This window comes from Yersinia aldovae 670-83, assembly GCF_000834395.1.
Classification (GTDB): Bacteria; Pseudomonadota; Gammaproteobacteria; order Enterobacterales; family Enterobacteriaceae; genus Yersinia; species Yersinia aldovae.
Map to the genome: position 1 here is coordinate 1,179,697 of NZ_CP009781.1, position 15,771 is coordinate 1,195,467.

The window sequence follows — 15,771 nt, forward strand, 5'->3', positions numbered from 1 at the left end:
CAGTTATAGCCACCGCCCCACCCCGCGACTATCAGGTGTTTACCGTATCCCCCTGCGTTTGCGCGACCTCTGTGGGGCTGAGATACCAGCGATTGATCCGCACCAGAAAGCTGTCGCCACAGCCGACGAGCTCCCCGGCCCCCAGGACCCGCCCATTCAGCCTCAGTTTCACTTCAGCACCAAACTGGGTAGCGACAGGCAACAGATCACCCACACTCAGCGCACGCAGCGCACCTAAAGAGATATCCACCTGCCCGACTTCCACCAACAGTATTTGCGGCAGGTCATCGATACTCACCGCGAGAGGTGGCGGATTATCCACATCATCCCGTTCTTCCATTAGCAAGCTTTCAACGTCCTGTACCAGTTCACTTATTTGCATATTATTCTCCTGCGCAAAGCTCACCCGCGCCGCAACCCCCGCCGACAGCAACAAAATACATTCACCGGCGCGGAGGTGGCCAAAGGGTTGCATCCGCACGCCGTCACCCATGTTAAGACCTCTTAGCTCGGAGAGCGAAAGAGAGCACCATCCCGCATAGCAGGCAAAAGCAATAGGAGGCAAAACATGTACCGACCGTACTGTGGTTTTGACCAACGGTATGAGAGAGAGAAAATAGGCCGGCGGCCAGCCAAACAGCAGGGCACGAAAACGGTGCTGCTCTATCTGCCAGCTAAAAGTCAGCGCCAGTTGCTGCGGTAAACTGCTACAGTCGCGTGGATAACCGCTTGGGTTCGCCATCACCGCATCGCTGGCAGCCAGCAGCGGTGAAAGCCCCCATTCAGCAACGCCAGCTAATAGCTGCGGGTCAATCGCGTTGGAATCCGAAGAGCCAATCATCGTTTCGCACCACGTTTGCCAATCGCCCTGCGGTAACCAGATGTCGCACGCCGTGCCCCCCAATGTCACCGCGAACGCTACCCCTGGTTGGGCAACCGTCCACTGTTGCGCCACAATATGCAGCGCACCTAAGCTAACGCCTTCTACTGGCAGATACTTAGCCAGCTCCCCTTCACTCGGTGTCATCGTTGACATACTTTATCTCCAGCGTCACCTGATGACCTGCCGCGAGAAGCCCGGCGTTCAGCCAGGCAGAAAAGTGCTTTAAGGTGTTACACGACGCATATTGCGGCACCAAAACGTTGAGATAGGTTTTCCCCTCCAGCACCTCTATCTCGCAGACCAGCCCCGCCGCAGGCCCCCCCAACACTTGATAACGGCTCGTTTGCCGTCGCAACAGCGCAGATTTGTTACCAGAATGGCCTGGCGCAGCGGTAATCTGCCCCATTAGCTGCGTAAACCGGGTTTTACCTGGCTGACGCTGCACTTCTTCATCGCTGTTGTCAGGCTGGGTATGCCACAGGCAGCCCTCGATTCTAATAATATTCATTGTTTAGCAGCCCTCTGATTTTTTCCTTTTTTTTCATAATGATAATAAGTTCCTGGTGCAGCACATCAAGCCGCTGTTGTAACTGTTTCTGCGTATCCGACAGCGTGCATTGTTGCAGCGCCATGCTGTGAACCTCATGAAATAGGCTGCCCATCTTTTGCTTTTGTTCCAACAACTCATTCGCCGGTAAGGTTCCAGACCACGTTAGTAACTGGTTCTGCAACTGAGCTAATTCAGTACGCCGTACCTGACATTGATTCTGCATCACTTCCGTTTGCATATGCTGGCGTGTGAGTTCAGCCATCTGCCGCCGCAATCGATCCTCCCGGCGCTCTTTGATCTTGAGTAAACAGTGCAGCATCAGCTGCCCGTCAGATAACGTAGCTGTGGCAGCAGTTCGTCGATATTGCATGGTTCATTACCCTGTTGTTGCAAGAAATGGCAAATGGCGGGATAGCTATCCACCGCGTGATCGGCCTGCGAATCCTCTCCGCGTTTAAACTCCCCCACCCGCACCAATAGCTCGACGTCACGGTATACCGAGAGTTGGCTACGTAGTGCGTTAGCCAGCGCCCGGTGTTCGGCGCTGGTGACCATCGGCATAATGCGGCTTAGGCTCGCCAGAACATCAATTGCGGGGAAATGGGCGGATTCGGCCAACCGACGCGAGAGAACGATGTGGCCGTCTAGCAGCGATCTGACCTCATCAGCTAGCGGCTCGTTCATGTCATCTCCCTCCACCAGCACGGTATAAAATGCGGTGATACTGCCGCGTTCCCCTTTGCCTGCCCGCTCCAGCAAGCGTGGCAATGCGGCAAAAACGCAAGGGGGGTAACTGCCTGGCACCGCCACTTCACCACTGGCAAGCGCAATCTCCCGAGCGGCGCGGGCATAGCGCGTGAGGGAATCCGCAAACAGCAAGACGCGTTTGCCTTGGTCGCGGAACGCTTCGGCAATCGTGGTGGCAACAAACAGCGCTCGCATTCGCTCAAGCGCAGGCCGGTCAGCCGTTGAAACCACTATCACACAGCGGCGGCGCACCTCTTCGCCCAACGTTTGCTCAATAAATTCACGGACCTCACGACCTCGCTCACCGATAAGTACCAGCACATTTATCTCACTATCGGGGCTGCGACACAGCATCGACAACAGGGTGCTTTTCCCCACGCCCGCCGCCGCAAAAATACCGATACGCTGCCCTTCACCACACGTTAATAAGCTGTCGATAGCGCGAATGCCCGTCAGCATGGGCCTTTCAATTAACTGTCGCGTCAACGGCGACGGCGGAGGGGCATCGTAGTCACGCCACGGCCCTTGCAGTTCGGGGCCACGATCTAAAGCCTGCCCCATGCCGTCAATCACACGCCCTAGCAGATCTTGTCCCACCGGAACACGGTGCCGCCGTGCCAGCGGCTGAATCTGCTGCCCGCAATACAACCCGGCGGTGCTGATAAACGGCGAAAGGAGCGCGTGAGTACCGTCGATCCCCACGACTTCAGCTAATGCCCCTTGTGGCAGTAAACAGCAAACCTCCCCCATAAAAACGCCGGGAAGATAGGCCGTTAGCAGGGTCGCACCGATGTGCAGCAAGCGTCCGGTTTTGGTATATCCATTGGGTGGTTCATCGAGCGGAGTGAGGCTCCTTTCTAATGCACTCAATAACGAGTCGGTTTTACGCTTCATCAAGGGCTAACTCCTCAGCACTAAGATCAATGCTGTGTACCACCTGTACCGCGCAGTTATCCCCCAGTTCTTGCCATGAGAGCACCGAGAGACTAAACAGACTCGATTCAATAATTTTACGCAGAAAACGGCGCGTATCGACCGAGGTCACGATACGCAAATCACCATGCTCACTCAGCGCCGCGTTGATTAAGCCCAATATGCGCGTGCTCTGTGGGAGACTGAGCGCAGCATAAGTGCCCATCGAGGTCTGACGAATCGACTCTCGAATCAGGTTTTCAATCCCCTCACCGATACGCAGCGCACGCAGTGGCTCCCCCTGCGGTATTAATCGATGCAAGATATGACGGCGTAGCGCTATGCGAACGTATTCGGTTAACATCAGTACATCTTTTTCGCGTGGTGCCCATTCGATTAAAGTGCCGAAAATCATACGCAAATCGCGGATCGATACCCCTTCCGCCACCAGACGCTGCAAGGTTTCGGTGATTTTGCTGATCGGTAATTGGCGCTGTAGCTCTTTGACCAATTCGGAATAGCGCTTTTCCATCGCATCCATCAGATAACGCGCTTCCTGCACGCCGATAAATTCAGCCATGTGACGGAGTAATACCCGCCGTAGCAGCGCAGTAATGCGTTGATTGCCCTCCACGACCACTAACCCCATTCCTTGTGCCTTTTTGCCCGCATCCTCTGACAGCCAGGTGATACTCCCCATGCCATCCGGCAGAGGTTGTACGCGGCCCTCTATCTGGTCATCAGACTTGAGGAGCAAACAAGGTTGATCCATCGGTATTGGCAGAGAAAATACCGGTTCTTGATAAATCAACACGCTCATCCCTTGCACTGCGCACTTACCATCGATCACAAGGTTTACCTCAGGCAAAGGCACGCCGTACTGCTCAAATAGCGCCCAGCGAACGGCATCAATATCTCTTGCCAGCGTGTTGGTATTGAGTTCAGGCATCAGTTGCAGCGTTAACGGGCGTGCACCGGGTTGCATGGCATCATCGGTCATCTCATCCGCTCTCGCCGTCTCTCCCTGTGGCTGGCGTGTACGACGCCAAATAAACAGAAATGGCAGCGCCGAAAGCACCGCCATCACGAAGAAATCGAGGAAAGGAAATCCCGGTATTACGGCGAATAAAATCAATACGATGGCGGTAAGCATCAGCGCCTGCGGTTGTCTGCCAAGCTGGGTGGTTAATTCGCTGGCAAGATTTTGCTTTTTCTCACCGGGCACTCGGGTCACGATGATACCCGCGCTGAGCGAAATCAGGAGCGAAGGGATCTGGCCACACAGTCCGTCACCGATCGAAAGAACACTGTAGGTCTGTACCGCATCCCCCAGCGACATACCGTATTGCACCACCGCGATAATGATGCCGCCGATAAGGTTAACCAGAACCACGATGATCCCAGCGATAGCATCACCTTTTACAAACTTCATTGCTCCGTCCATCGCGCCCAGGAAACGGCTCTCTTGCTGAACATATTGACGCAATTCTCGCGCCTGATTAGCGTCGATGACGCCAGCACGCAAGTCACCATCAATGCTCATCTGTTTGCCAGGCATTCCGTCCAGTGAAAAGCGGGCGCTAACCTCTGCCACGCGCTCAGTGCCTTTGGTAATCACGATAAATTGCACGATGGTGATAATGGTGAAAATGACCACCCCCACCGTTAAATTTCCCCCCACCACAAAATGACCGAAGGCATCAACAATATCCCCCGCATCATGTTGCAGCAGTACCAAACGCGAGGTACTGATGGTTAATGAAAGACGATACAGTGTGGTAATCAACAGCAGCGACGGGAAAACGGACAGATCCAGTGGGTCGTTGATATAGATGGCAATCAGCAGCAAAATCACCGAAAAGGTGATGTTAATGGTGATCAGAATATCCACCATGAACGTTGGCAGCGGCAGGATCATCATCACGATCGCGATGAGCAGCACCACGGCCAGGATGATATCTTGTCGCCCTGAACAGGCAGCCAGCCCCTGCTGAACTCTTTTCATGCTGATCATTGGGGTTTGCATAGCGACTCCAGAAAAGCCTGTTGACGGCGATGTAGCAGTAGCCATAGCTCGGCGGCGCTGTCTGCGGCAGGAGAACAACTCATTACCAGGCCACGACGGAGTTGGAAAAATCGTTGAGGGATACCCGCAAAGCGGGCAGGCTGCCAGCGATGTAGCGCAAGCAGCAACAGATTGCTGTCATAAGAGTCCAGCGGCAGACATTGGCTAATATGCATACGCCCTCTGCGATAATTGAGATAGGTTTCATACGTGGCTGTCTGCCAATACATATCCGTGCTCACACGGCAGGAGGGCATCTGCGCTAATTGCATAAACAACTGGATATTGCGCTCTGTGACCAGACTTAACGTCATTTATACCTCCACCTCAACATGGACACAGAGTTCCAGATGCAGAGCAGGTGCGGAATCAGGTGATAGCCTGATCCCCCTTCATCCCACGTAACACGGTGATGACTTGTTCACGTTGTTCTTCATCGTTAAAACAGTGTTCTGGCATCAACAAAAACAGTGCATCCAACTGCTGCAATAGCCGATTAAGCAGGCTGCGAGAAGTCACCAACGGCGTCAACCGCGACATCATCCATTCCTCGAAAACCCAGCTTTCGTTGGTTATATCAATCAGTAAGGGGAGTAGTGACTCCGCAGGCAACTGGCAAATAGCTTCTTCCCGCCGACACTCTTTTTCCAGCCCCAAAAACAGCAGTAGGCGGCGCAGGCGCACCAGTACTGCGGCTAACCGCTGTTGCTGCCCCCCAGCAACGCAGGCAGAAAGCTCAAAAGCCATCAGGCGTAACAACACTCTGACCCGCTGTCGTCGGTCCGGCCATGCCACAATGCGCTGGAACCATTCGGCCAACGAGATAGCCTCTTCATCCATCGCCTGCTGAAACAAGCGGTTAATCTGTGTTAAAACGCCCTTATCTATATGACCAAGCTCTAATATGCCGAATAACGCCACTTCCCAGCCCTCTTGTGCCATTAGCTCGGCGAGCTGCTGGTTCAGCGTTTTTCTTTTTTTGCGCTCGACGCCATCAGCCGTTAGCAAGGAGGCAACACTTAGGATCTGCTGACCGATATTTTGGCTTAATCCCTGCTGCATCAGTTGCGGTGATATTCCGCCTTCCTGTTGCTGCATTCGTTGCACCATTTTCAACAACGCCTGCTGCCTCAGCTCTTGACGTTCGGTCACATCCGCTTGCTGATAGTCGCGTAGCCGCCCCCCCAGCGCCATGCCCATATCTTCCAGCGTTTCGGTGAGTGCGCTGCCCGAGGCTTCTTGCAGCTCCTGCAACGCCATATCCATCGGTGAAGCCGTGTTTTCAACGTGTACATTAAGCGGGTGAAGCGCCGTTTCACTGTTTATCGCGTGTGTGGTATCCACTATTCTCATCAAGATCTCCGGTTTCAGGGGGCACGGTGCGCAGCCAGGTGAGTAACTGCTGAAAATGGTTACTCAGTGAGAATGCGACAGAGAGTTGAGGCGAGGCTAAAACCGCGCGATCGCGCGTAAAGTCAGCTTCAGGAACCAGGGTAAATCGCGCACCAAACTCAGCGAGCATGGCTTCCTGCATTGAAGGATGAATATGCAGCGTTAACGCTCCTTCACAGGCCATCTGCTCGGCCTGCCGGGCTAATCGCCCACACAACGTCTTCTCGATAGGTTGCTGGTCGAACCATGCGCTGAGTACCTGCTCAAGGCTGCGCTGAATGCGTGCTGATACCGCCCTGACCACCTGCTTTTCTCGCGCTTCGTCCTGCAACAGTGCGGTCACATGGGTTTGGAGCCACTGTGCTTCGCAGCGGCTGAGTGTTTCCTGCCGAATACGATCCTGCTCCTGCCGCATCTGTGTCTGCATCTGGCGCTGTGTCTTATGGGCCTCGCGGATGATTCCCTCCGCTTTTCGTCGCGCCGCATTGATGATGGCAGCGGCCTCTTTCTCCGCGCTGTTCAACACCTTAGCCTGCCGATACTGCGCTTCAAGCAGCATCGCAGGAATAATGCGCGTGGCCGGTGGCTGCCAGTCAAACTCGGTTAACGGTATTCGGCATCGGGACATAGCGCTTGCTCCAGTAAATTCATCGCCAGCATGGGCACTTGCGGCCACAGCGCCCGTTCGCACGGTGGCAACATAATCAGCACCGCATACAAAACCGGATCATCTTGCGCTGCACGATACAGCACTGCGGTACCGATTTTTATCGCGTTAGTGATGAGGTCTATCGGTGAAAACAGCGCCCGACATTTGCCGCAGCTTAGGCCAAACAGCAGCCAAATTAGACCATCATCAAGCCAACCCAGGATGGCCTGCCGATAGTCAGGTAAAAGTAGATAATCGCTGCATCCCAGTTTGAGCAGTCCAATAGCCAGTGCGAATGCGGTCATTTTGGGTGCCAGCCGTACCATTCGCTGTTGCCGCGTGTTGAGCCGCGTCGGTAGCCGTGGCGTTCCTCGCCGCGCCCGCAACGCCTGATTCAGGTAGCTGTCTAACTGCGGTTGCTGACCATATTGCCAGCCGGGTTTAGGCATGAAGCCCAGCGCGGCTAACCAGCTCCGATGGGCATAACGCCCAGGTAGCCAGAGATAACGATGCAGTTGTAACACCGCCTCTTGCGGTAAGTTTGGTACTAGCGCCGTTTGCGCCACGTCATCAGTGCCAGCACGATGAACGCCAAAATCGCCACCATTAATATCGGTATCAAAAGCCAGCGATGTAAGGTTAGCCACTGTATCGCCCTCAACTGGGGTGCCTGGTCAACATTCACCACGCTCGACATTCTGAATTCCGCCGGCTGCATCAGAATACTGATTTGATCTTGCTGCACTCCGGGGATCGATTTCTCAACCAGATTTTTTATCTGTACGCGTAATGCCACCAGGTTGACCTGCGCCCAGAACTTAATAAATACCGCCACCGATGTCTGTCCCGTCGCGCCCTCTTCATCGGGACCAGACGAGGCAATAGTGACATCCACATGCACCACACCGTCCATTTGACTGAGCATGTTTTCGATGCGTTGCTCTTTTAGAAACAAAATCTTTTGCTGCTCTTCCGCCGGAGACACAACCAACTGATTGGGCGGAAACATGGTGTCTGCGGAGATATAGCTGCGGCGTGGAAATCCGTTTAATCTCAGCAGCTCAACCGCATTGATGAACTGCGCTTTTTCAACTCGCAGCGTGACGCCACCTGCTACAAGTTGCTTATCAGCGTCAATATTGTGCTGCATCAGGATTGCCAACATTTGGTTGGCATCCTCCTCAGGCAGCGCACTGTAAAGATCCACACGGCACCCTGTGAGCAACAGGGCCAGTGCGGATATCAGCACACAGCGCGCCCATTTCATGTCATGTTCGCCAGTTTGTTAACCGATTGGGATACCGCACCGGCAATCTTAGCCCCCAGATCCACGCCTACCGTGGTGCTGAGGATATTGGCTTGCTGCACTAACATTTGCGGCGGCGATAATGCTCCGACGTCGCCCTGTGGCGTGCCTGCATATAACAATTTGTTGAATGCCGTCACTTTCTCGCTGCTTGCGACGCTTAACGCGGGTGCGTTGAGTGTTTTGGCGCTGGCGGCTAAGTCTGTGGCTGCACTGCTGTTAATCATACTCATGGGCTGACTCCCCGGTGATCAGGTGAAATAGTTTCTCAGTGATTCGGCCTCAGGCAGATTGACGTCGGCCAATGTCTGGCGCGCCCGCTCTGGCTCATCCAGCCCGGCAAGCAGCACCGCCAAACAAACCGCCTGCATATCCTTGTCGGCCACCAGTTGAGGTAAGGCTGGCAACATAGCGCGTACTTGCCGTTGCAGGCCGTGATTGATGCCCGCGAAGGCGACTTCAACCAGTAATTGACGCTCACTCGTGGTTAACAAGATCATATTTTGGCAATGATCCCACTGAGCATGTCTTTGATAGTTTTAATCATCGCGCTCTCGTAGTTAATAAAGGTGGAATATTGCTGCACGGCGAATTGTGCTTTGAGCATGGCTTCAGGGTTAGTGAGATCCTCGCCATTCATTTTGTCTTCTACTGCTTGCCCTGCCTGATGTGCCAAACGCGATAGCGTATCGACCAGTTGCTCAACGTTCATAATGACCTCCGGTAAGCGAACCTTAACAACCAAACGCGACGGTTCGCTCAGTGAATTATGGTCGTCTGCGTTAAGTTACCTATCAGGTGTAAACCTGAATCATCTGGTGGCACCGTTGACGTCCTCATTGGGAAACAGGCGTGCCAGCAGGCGAAAGAAGGGAACACTGACCTGTAGCCCAGTCATAGGACGGCCTACCGCGCCATAGCGCATAAATGCCAGCGCACTGTAGCTCGCAATGCTTATCTGACGAAAAATAGGCAAGTTTAGCCCCAGAGAGGTGCACCAAAATGGCTGGCCGACGACGACCGCGGTAAGCAACACGCGCGCGCCTAACGAGACTGACGAACCCAGATCCTGACTTTTCTGTTGTTCAAAAAAGCATCGAGCAATGAAATAGACCGCGTTGGCAATGCTGTCATGCTCCATCGGCAAACCGTGGCGCTGGTGGTGAATTAGACAAGCTATATCCGCAATGGCTATTGCCAGCCCAATCCCTGCCAGTATGAGTAACGGCGCAGCGCCCCCGCTGACCACCGTCAGCACGATACCGGCACTACAGCACAAAAGCTGTCCACCGAGCACCACCGCTTGCCAGCTAAACAGAGCGGCAGGAAAGGTGCTAATAATCCGTCTGGCCAGACTCGCCAACATCTTTTTCTGGCCAGCGTCACAGTTAGCGGCCGCAGCCTCAACGGGTTGTGCATATTGCGGTTCAGGGAGTACGGGAACCGGCAGTTTATCTCCCTCGCCATGCCACATTTGCCGTACATCTGTGTCATCAACAATACCCTGTCGGCTGCGCGTGATATCTAGCATTAGATGTGACTCTGAAACCTCTGTGGTTGAGCTATATGGCGCTGATAACAGTTGATGATCCCAGTGATCCACTCCTGAATTTTCTCGTCACTGACCTTGCTTTCGTCTTCTTCAGTCTGTACAGCGGTGGTAACGACCGTTTTCTGCCGGCGTTCAACCCGTGCCGTGTGCATATCTAACATTGCCCCGACAACGGTCAGCGACGCTGTTGCCCCAGCCGAGATATCGCCCAGGATTTCGGCGGTGCTGCCCGATAAATGCGCGGCGGGCAAAAGCTGGGGGAAAAGTGCTGCCGAGAGCGCCACACCGGCTCGGATTACAAACGAAGTGCCGTCGGCTATATTCTCAGAATGCTGCGAGGAGCAACCGCAGTGCTCCATCAGCTCTTTGACGGCCAAAACAATACAGTCGTTGTTAGTGACCAGTGGCTGACGATCGTTACGCACCTGAATCATATTATACAAAGCGCAACCGGCGTCTCCGGCGGCAATGATCATTGCCGCCCCCGCAACGACGGCAATAGGTATTCCCGCGCCCCCAGAAAGCACTGCGGCCGCCACCGCCAGGCCAAAAGAGATTGCCGACATACTGAAACGCACCAAATGCTGAATGAAATAAAAAGTGTGCGCCCTGCGCTCTAGCCGGCGACTTTCGCTGATCGGATTCTCTGTTGATGTTATCTGGCTGCCCGGAGCCATCAGCGTAGGTGCGAGAACCTGGGTGCCAACGGTTTCAGGGGCATAACGAGGGCCATCAACATAGGGGGATTGCGGGCATCCCGGACTAATATTGGGCATTATCGGCCTCCAAAATGAAGCAATACACGCTAAGTCAGCAATTGGCTCAACATCAACTCAACATTAGCGCGTACACTGCTGTAAAGAGGGTCGTCATAGCTCATGGTCAGCGCCGTTTGCAATGCTTCTCTCGCTAACGACCGCTCTCCCAGCGCGTTTAGGCACACACCCATCTGATAGACAGGTTCTGGGTGGCAGGCGTCAAGCATCAGCGCATAACCATAGTAATTCATCGCCATTGCATACTCTTTTTGCATCATCAACGCGCCTGCCAGTGCCACATGAGCACGCCAGCTCCACGGTTGTGACATCACCAACCAGCCGAAATCAATCAGAGCACGGTCATAGCGCCCCTCTTGCCAGGCGGCATATCCTTGGGCATAAACCGTCTCAGGATCGAGCGCCATTGCTTCTTTAACGACGGCGCTTTGGTAGCAATGTTGCTCATGCTCATTTGATGTTGTTTTCATAGGGTGTCTCCTAAAATACCGTGCTCGATTGCCGGGGCGATAGACCACTATCAGAGCCATTTTCGTCGATTGAGTAGCCTGGCGAACGGTATTTCTAGCCAGTTATCGCCATCAATAAGTACCGCCATCGCGCCCAGGCGGTGTAACAACCGCACCAGTCGCCGGCGCTGGGCGGCCACATGCGGATCAAAAACCTCGGTGATGACCAACATTCTGACGCTGTTGAGCCAGGGAGTACGGTGGAATAAACGGCACAATATCCCCCACAGCCGAATCAGCGATGACAGTTGTGGTACGCTCTCTGGCGCACGGTTAAAACTGCACAGAATGAGGTTATTTGCGTCAAGCCGATAAACTAGCCGGTAGGGATAAAGCTCGACCTGCTGCCCTATCAGCCCCCCACAGCCTGCTAAAAACGCAGGTTGTGGATGCAGCCCCTCATAACGTAGTTGACGCGTTATCTCATCCATTAATCCCCCTACGGCATTAGTGCGAAATCGCGCGCAATACTTGGCTGAATACCTCAACGAGGCTGCGCCCCATATCCATCATTTGTTGCATGATCTCTCGCGCCTTCATCAGGGTGTCATCAAGGGTTTTCGCATACGATTGTGCCCCTTTATTTTGTAGATCAGCGATGGCTTTTTCAGCGTCGGCCTCGCGGGTTTTACTCGCTGAAACCCAATTCGCAATCCCATTCGCCGCCTGTCCAGCCGCATTCCCCACTGACATCCCTGCCTCACCAAAAGGCGCACCGGCAAGGGTGAAAACACCGGCAAACAACCCGCCTATCGCCGCCGACTTGGCCGCCTCATAGCTATCATCAATGGCTTTAAAACTTTGTTTGAGCGTATTTATCTCTAGCCCCCAGCCCAGCTCCTGCTTCTTCTGGTTATAGAACTGCATGGTATCGCGCAACTGTTTGGCGAGCATGAGCAGCTTGCTCCAGATTTCATCAAACATGGCGAAAAATGAGTCTGGATTTATCGACGCGCTACCGCCGCCATGAATTGCATCGCTGCCGCCAATCTGCACCGGCGGGCGGCCCTCGCTGGCGAACGATTTGAGGCTCGCTTGTGCGTTGCTCAACGGCCATTTATCCACAATTACGGTGTTTACTCCCATCGGCAATTCACCGTTCACATCTTCAGTACCCATAGGTTGGCATCGCGCCAGTCCTGTGATATTAAGCTCACTCATACATTCTCCTTAGGCTCTGGACCCGGCAATACTCTCCAGCGCCGTACCACTGTTATTGATGATGTCTAAACCGCGGTTGATCGCATCTGCGGCGTTTTGGTAGGACTCATTAAGCTGTTTTTGCTGTGTTTTCTTGTGGTCTTCAGTCCAGTTCTGCGTAAAATCAATCAAACCTTGCTGAACAATCAGTTTTTCAATGATTTTTTGCAGTTCAGCGGTTCTATTGGCAATGATTGCCGCTGAAATTTTCTCCGCACCGCTGGCTGTGGCACGCGTCACCTGTAGCGCTTTGCTGGTACCGTCTCGGATCACCGTGGTAATGATGCTTCTGCGTAACTTCTGCAAAATGGCATCACGCAGTTTTTCAGCAACGATCTCCTCCCCTTTTTTGAGCAGCCCTTTAGCTGCATCCTCAATGGCTGCGGTCACCAGTTTCGCCACACCTTCACGGGTGAAGCTCTTGCCGATGCTACGGACTAAATTCGCTTCAGATTCAAGCTCATGCGCTGCGGCTTCGATCGCCATATCACCAACCTCGACCATCTCCCGCTCGACCGCCATACCAAAATCCTTGCCCAATACACGGCTCACTTCTTGCCCTGCTTTTTCAGCTAACACTTTTAGTTCGTCTTCCGCGCCTTTGGCAACGGCTTCTACCAACTGTTTACCTATGCCGGACTCTAATACTTCCTCGGTGGCCTTCGTCACGGCACGCGCAGCACTGATACCACGGCCAATCTGCATAACATCCAACGCAAGTGCCACGCCTTCACAGACGTTTTGCGCTACACCAGCATCTTTGATAATTCCGTTACAGGTTTCTTTATCCGCTCCCAATAACAGTGCGGTTTCGGCCCCCGCTTTTACCATTCCAGCCATTCCGGCAGAAAAATAAGCCGCACCATCGGCTACCGCCAATGGGTCGGCGGTAAGAATACCTTCAGCCATTTTCAGTACGCCGACGATGGCCTCAACACCACCAATAATCCAGTCAAACAACGCATTCGTTATCCCTGCTTTGCGTGCCTGATCGGACTGTTCAATCGCCGTATTGATCTGCTTTTGATACTCCGCTACCTGCTTATTACGCAGCTCCGCTTGCACCTCTGTTGCCCGTTCCAACTGTTTACAGATTGAGCTACCGTTATTGGCGGAAACATTGAGCACCAACTGCGTCATCATCATCGATAACATCATTGGGTCCATTTCCATCACGTCACGTATTGTCGGTTTGCGCACGCCAGTTGGCCCTGCGCTGAGTAACTGTTGCAATGCGGTTTCGGCCTGCATTAGAGTGACATGAGGCACCGCCTCCTGACGCTGGCGGTCATCGTCGAAAATACTTTTTACATCGCCACTGATACGGTAGCCAAGTGCGCCACTCGCCACACTTGCGGTCTGGGGCTTAAGGGTTATGCCGTGAAGCTCGGTGTTAGCGCGGGGAACGCCGTCCATCAGTATCCGACTCATCTTTTTCTCCTGTTTTAGCCAAACCCACCAGTGCGCGTTGACGGATATTTGCCTGTTCCATCACCTCTTTTTCACACGCTTCACCGCACACAAACAACGCGGCACGAAAGGCTTTGGCTGCCAAAGGCCGATTGCCGCAGGCGAGGTAACATTCACCGGCGGCACAGGGCACTTGTGCTGCTGAAATCCGAATTTGCGCTGCACGCCCGTAGGCATAGATAGCATCGACCCAGGCGCTATCCGCCTGACAGCACGCGCCGAGTTCAAACCAATAATCAAACGACCAGGCATCGTAAAGGGTGAGCACCTTGAATAATCGCGCTGCTGCACCATATTCACCAACACCCGCTAGCTGTTTGGCATAGCGAAATAGCACATCCAGCTCAGCACTCACCTCTTTATCCAGCAACATGCGCAGCGCGCCGCCTTGCTGGAAAAACTGCACTATGGCCTGCGTTTCTTTGGCGTTCATTGGCATACTCATCAGTACATTTTCTGTGCGATCATGCTCAATAAATCGCCCCATTTACTGAGTAATCCCGTCATCTGCGTGATAACTGCATTGATCTCCTGGGTCATTTTCTGAATGCTTAATTGGCCTTGAGTCATTAAATCCGTGTCGCGATTCGCGCTGTTGTCGAGCGCGGCCTTGATAGCCTGGAGAGAGCCTTTGTCTAACCCCTCAGATCCTCCATGTTTGCTGATATAGTCATCGATGGTCATACCGTCGACCAAAATACCGTTGTCGCGCATGTATTTGACGACATCATCCGGTACTTTCTCTTTAGTTTTATCGTCACCTTTAGCTGCCTCAGCAATCACCTCATCCATGCGGTTTGACATATTTTGCGTATTACGCGCACGCTCAGTACTGCTCTTGATCGCGCCATAAAGATCGTTAGCTATTTTTTGTAATACCAACTCAAGATCCTCAAGTACCGAATAACCGAATGCGAAAATATTATCTTGATCGTTATTATGTCCAAAGTAGTCGTTATCCTCACTAACCCGAGGTGTCGTGTGATAATTAGCTACACCCGACGTTTCACGTCTGGCAGTCTTATTGACTGCGCCATAATCATACCCGTCCTGTTTTTCAGTGCTATAATTCCCCACATCAGGAATTTCGGAATCGGATATATTATTAATAGGGATATGTACGCTAATAATATTATCCTCAGTTAGTTCGCTGAATTTGAAACTGCGTGATTTATTCTCGATTTCAATTTTTTCAGTGCCACGCTTAACGTTTTCATATCCTGCCGGGCATGGTGATCCATCCCGTCTATCCCCTCCGGGAAGAGCTGATTAAGCTGATTAAGTTTCCTTTTTGCCTGCGGGTCAGTTGGCGCATTGGCCACTAATGCTGCGATTGACTGCTTTAGCTCGGTAAATTGTGAAAAGTATTTTTGTAGACGCGAATATTCTCGCTCTATTCTTCTTTTCTCCGCTTCGAAAGTTGTTTTCATAGCGCTACCTCATCGTAATCGTCATGTTGACTCATGGGATTTAACGTTATTTCCCTGACCGGACTTATAACTGGATAGTTATCATTAAAAATTATTCAGTGATATTTATTCGGTGATTATGATATCGAAAGTAAATCACGTTGATAATATCTTCGGCCTGAATGACCGCTTCCAACAATAAGGTGAACTGCTGATATTGCTCTCGGCTAGCTGGCCCCTGCATCGCAACTATCAGCCGATGGTATACAGCGGCTAATGCCATTAAGCGTTCTTTGGTTTGTTCATCTGAATCGCGTAGGCTATCTTCTAAATCAGTTAGCGTTGGCATGA

The 15,771-nt window shown here is 52.8% G+C and carries 23 protein-coding genes; all 23 read right to left on the reverse strand.

The features are described 5' to 3' along the window. Positions 1-31 precede the first annotated feature (31 nt). The gene (locus AT01_RS05465) at positions 32-1,036 is read right to left on the reverse strand and encodes a YscQ/HrcQ family type III secretion apparatus protein (RefSeq protein WP_042546390.1); all 1,005 of its coding nucleotides are present in this window, start codon (positions 1,034-1,036) and stop codon (positions 32-34) included. Then, positions 1,014-1,391, reverse strand: coding sequence for a Secretion system apparatus protein ssaP (locus tag AT01_RS05470; protein ID WP_042546391.1), 378 nt, complete (start codon positions 1,389-1,391; stop codon positions 1,014-1,016). Before AT01_RS05470 ends, AT01_RS05465 begins: the two co-directional genes overlap by 23 nt. Continuing rightward, the gene (locus AT01_RS05475) at positions 1,378-1,695 is read right to left on the reverse strand and encodes a hypothetical protein (RefSeq protein ID WP_231585786.1); all 318 of its coding nucleotides are present in this window, start codon (positions 1,693-1,695) and stop codon (positions 1,378-1,380) included. Before AT01_RS05475 ends, AT01_RS05470 begins: the two co-directional genes overlap by 14 nt. A gap of 56 nt (positions 1,696-1,751) precedes the next feature. After that, complete coding sequence (locus AT01_RS05480) at positions 1,752-3,074, reverse strand: EscN/YscN/HrcN family type III secretion system ATPase (protein ID WP_042546393.1); 1,323 nt, start codon at positions 3,072-3,074, stop codon at positions 1,752-1,754. After that, complete coding sequence (locus tag AT01_RS05485; protein ID WP_042546394.1) at positions 3,064-5,118, reverse strand: EscV/YscV/HrcV family type III secretion system export apparatus protein; 2,055 nt, start codon at positions 5,116-5,118, stop codon at positions 3,064-3,066. The genes AT01_RS05480 and AT01_RS05485 overlap by 11 nt, the downstream gene beginning before the upstream one ends. After that, positions 5,103-5,471 (reverse strand): type III secretion system protein SsaM, encoded by a 369-nt coding sequence (locus tag AT01_RS05490; protein ID WP_042546395.1) that lies wholly within the window; start codon positions 5,469-5,471, stop codon positions 5,103-5,105. The genes AT01_RS05485 and AT01_RS05490 overlap by 16 nt, the downstream gene beginning before the upstream one ends. 55 nt (positions 5,472-5,526) lie before the next feature. Further along, positions 5,527-6,510: a TyeA family type III secretion system gatekeeper subunit gene (locus AT01_RS05495; RefSeq protein WP_042546396.1), complete on the reverse strand. Its 984-nt coding sequence runs from the start codon at positions 6,508-6,510 to the stop codon at positions 5,527-5,529. Next, the gene (gene sctL, locus AT01_RS05500) at positions 6,473-7,177 is read right to left on the reverse strand and encodes a type III secretion system stator protein SctL (protein ID WP_042546397.1); all 705 of its coding nucleotides are present in this window, start codon (positions 7,175-7,177) and stop codon (positions 6,473-6,475) included. The genes AT01_RS05495 and sctL overlap by 38 nt, the downstream gene beginning before the upstream one ends. Beyond that, positions 7,153-7,845: a type III secretion system domain-containing protein gene (locus tag AT01_RS05505; protein WP_235427231.1), complete on the reverse strand. Its 693-nt coding sequence runs from the start codon at positions 7,843-7,845 to the stop codon at positions 7,153-7,155. The genes sctL and AT01_RS05505 overlap by 25 nt, the downstream gene beginning before the upstream one ends. After that, positions 7,746-8,465 carry an EscJ/YscJ/HrcJ family type III secretion inner membrane ring protein SsaJ gene (ssaJ, locus tag AT01_RS05510; RefSeq protein ID WP_042546398.1) on the reverse strand — a complete coding sequence of 240 codons (720 nt, stop codon included), beginning with the start codon at positions 8,463-8,465 and terminating at the stop codon, positions 7,746-7,748. The genes AT01_RS05505 and ssaJ overlap by 100 nt, the downstream gene beginning before the upstream one ends. Beyond that, a complete protein-coding gene (gene sctI / locus AT01_RS05515) occupies positions 8,462-8,737 on the reverse strand; it encodes a type III secretion system inner rod subunit SctI (protein ID WP_042546399.1) in 276 nt (91 codons plus the stop codon). Before sctI ends, ssaJ begins: the two co-directional genes overlap by 4 nt. Positions 8,738-8,755: 18 nt before the next feature. Continuing rightward, positions 8,756-9,004, reverse strand: coding sequence for an EscG/YscG/SsaH family type III secretion system needle protein co-chaperone (locus AT01_RS05520; RefSeq protein WP_042546400.1), 249 nt, complete (start codon positions 9,002-9,004; stop codon positions 8,756-8,758). Then, positions 9,001-9,216, reverse strand: coding sequence for a type III secretion system needle filament subunit SctF (gene sctF, locus AT01_RS05525; protein ID WP_004700450.1), 216 nt, complete (start codon positions 9,214-9,216; stop codon positions 9,001-9,003). The genes AT01_RS05520 and sctF overlap by 4 nt, the downstream gene beginning before the upstream one ends. Positions 9,217-9,315: 99 nt before the next feature. After that, a complete protein-coding gene (locus AT01_RS05530) occupies positions 9,316-10,035 on the reverse strand; it encodes a pathogenicity island 2 effector protein SseG (protein WP_042546401.1) in 720 nt (239 codons plus the stop codon). Then, the gene (locus AT01_RS05535) at positions 10,035-10,832 is read right to left on the reverse strand and encodes a hypothetical protein (protein ID WP_042546402.1); all 798 of its coding nucleotides are present in this window, start codon (positions 10,830-10,832) and stop codon (positions 10,035-10,037) included. The genes AT01_RS05530 and AT01_RS05535 overlap by 1 nt, the downstream gene beginning before the upstream one ends. Before the next feature lie 29 nt (positions 10,833-10,861). Continuing rightward, positions 10,862-11,302, reverse strand: coding sequence for a SycD/LcrH family type III secretion system chaperone (locus AT01_RS05540; RefSeq protein WP_042546403.1), 441 nt, complete (start codon positions 11,300-11,302; stop codon positions 10,862-10,864). 50 nt (positions 11,303-11,352) lie between these two features. Next, on the reverse strand, positions 11,353-11,772 hold the full coding sequence (gene sseE, locus AT01_RS05545) for a type III secretion system effector protein SseE (RefSeq protein ID WP_004700445.1): 420 nt from the start codon (positions 11,770-11,772) through the stop codon (positions 11,353-11,355). Between the two features lie 16 nt (positions 11,773-11,788). Beyond that, positions 11,789-12,502 carry a type III secretion system translocon protein SseD gene (gene sseD / locus AT01_RS05550; RefSeq protein WP_235427232.1) on the reverse strand — a complete coding sequence of 238 codons (714 nt, stop codon included), beginning with the start codon at positions 12,500-12,502 and terminating at the stop codon, positions 11,789-11,791. Between the two features lie 9 nt (positions 12,503-12,511). Further along, complete coding sequence (gene sctE / locus AT01_RS05555) at positions 12,512-13,972, reverse strand: type III secretion system translocon subunit SctE (RefSeq protein WP_235427237.1); 1,461 nt, start codon at positions 13,970-13,972, stop codon at positions 12,512-12,514. After that, complete coding sequence (sscA, locus tag AT01_RS05560; protein WP_235427242.1) at positions 13,935-14,456, reverse strand: CesD/SycD/LcrH family type III secretion system chaperone SscA; 522 nt, start codon at positions 14,454-14,456, stop codon at positions 13,935-13,937. Before sscA ends, sctE begins: the two co-directional genes overlap by 38 nt. Then, the gene (sseB, locus tag AT01_RS05565; protein ID WP_042546405.1) at positions 14,456-15,088 is read right to left on the reverse strand and encodes a type III secretion system translocon protein SseB; all 633 of its coding nucleotides are present in this window, start codon (positions 15,086-15,088) and stop codon (positions 14,456-14,458) included. The genes sscA and sseB overlap by 1 nt, the downstream gene beginning before the upstream one ends. Positions 15,089-15,153: 65 nt before the next feature. Beyond that, on the reverse strand, positions 15,154-15,441 hold the full coding sequence (locus tag AT01_RS05570) for a hypothetical protein (RefSeq protein WP_042546406.1): 288 nt from the start codon (positions 15,439-15,441) through the stop codon (positions 15,154-15,156). A gap of 91 nt (positions 15,442-15,532) precedes the next feature. Next, a complete protein-coding gene (locus tag AT01_RS05575; RefSeq protein ID WP_042546407.1) occupies positions 15,533-15,769 on the reverse strand; it encodes an EscE/YscE/SsaE family type III secretion system needle protein co-chaperone in 237 nt (78 codons plus the stop codon). Between the last annotated feature and the right edge of the window lie 2 nt (positions 15,770-15,771).

Coding starts and splice junctions, on each gene's coding strand:
- sctF (WP_004700450.1), bottom strand. CDS start 9,216: ATGAACGTTGAGCAACTGGTCGATACGCTATCGCGTTTGGCACATCAG.
- AT01_RS05470 (WP_042546391.1), bottom strand. CDS start 1,391: ATGAATATTATTAGAATCGAGGGCTGCCTGTGGCATACCCAGCCTGAC.
- sctI (WP_042546399.1), bottom strand. CDS start 8,737: ATGAGTATGATTAACAGCAGTGCAGCCACAGACTTAGCCGCCAGCGCC.
- AT01_RS05530 (WP_042546401.1), bottom strand. CDS start 10,035: ATGCTAGATATCACGCGCAGCCGACAGGGTATTGTTGATGACACAGAT.
- AT01_RS05535 (WP_042546402.1), bottom strand. CDS start 10,832: ATGCCCAATATTAGTCCGGGATGCCCGCAATCCCCCTATGTTGATGGC.
- AT01_RS05540 (WP_042546403.1), bottom strand. CDS start 11,302: ATGAAAACAACATCAAATGAGCATGAGCAACATTGCTACCAAAGCGCC.
- AT01_RS05520 (WP_042546400.1), bottom strand. CDS start 9,004: ATGATCTTGTTAACCACGAGTGAGCGTCAATTACTGGTTGAAGTCGCC.
- AT01_RS05575 (WP_042546407.1), bottom strand. CDS start 15,769: ATGCCAACGCTAACTGATTTAGAAGATAGCCTACGCGATTCAGATGAA.
- sctL (WP_042546397.1), bottom strand. CDS start 7,177: ATGTCCCGATGCCGAATACCGTTAACCGAGTTTGACTGGCAGCCACCG.
- AT01_RS05495 (WP_042546396.1), bottom strand. CDS start 6,510: ATGAGAATAGTGGATACCACACACGCGATAAACAGTGAAACGGCGCTT.
- ssaJ (WP_042546398.1), bottom strand. CDS start 8,465: ATGAAATGGGCGCGCTGTGTGCTGATATCCGCACTGGCCCTGTTGCTC.
- sscA (WP_235427242.1), bottom strand. CDS start 14,456: ATGAGTATGCCAATGAACGCCAAAGAAACGCAGGCCATAGTGCAGTTT.
- sctE (WP_235427237.1), bottom strand. CDS start 13,972: ATGAGTCGGATACTGATGGACGGCGTTCCCCGCGCTAACACCGAGCTT.
- AT01_RS05490 (WP_042546395.1), bottom strand. CDS start 5,471: ATGACGTTAAGTCTGGTCACAGAGCGCAATATCCAGTTGTTTATGCAA.
- AT01_RS05570 (WP_042546406.1), bottom strand. CDS start 15,441: ATGAAAACAACTTTCGAAGCGGAGAAAAGAAGAATAGAGCGAGAATAT.
- sseD (WP_235427232.1), bottom strand. CDS start 12,502: ATGAGTGAGCTTAATATCACAGGACTGGCGCGATGCCAACCTATGGGT.
- AT01_RS05475 (WP_231585786.1), bottom strand. CDS start 1,695: ATGGCTGAACTCACACGCCAGCATATGCAAACGGAAGTGATGCAGAAT.
- AT01_RS05480 (WP_042546393.1), bottom strand. CDS start 3,074: ATGAAGCGTAAAACCGACTCGTTATTGAGTGCATTAGAAAGGAGCCTC.
- AT01_RS05485 (WP_042546394.1), bottom strand. CDS start 5,118: ATGCAAACCCCAATGATCAGCATGAAAAGAGTTCAGCAGGGGCTGGCT.
- sseE (WP_004700445.1), bottom strand. CDS start 11,772: ATGGATGAGATAACGCGTCAACTACGTTATGAGGGGCTGCATCCACAA.
- AT01_RS05465 (WP_042546390.1), bottom strand. CDS start 1,036: ATGTCAACGATGACACCGAGTGAAGGGGAGCTGGCTAAGTATCTGCCA.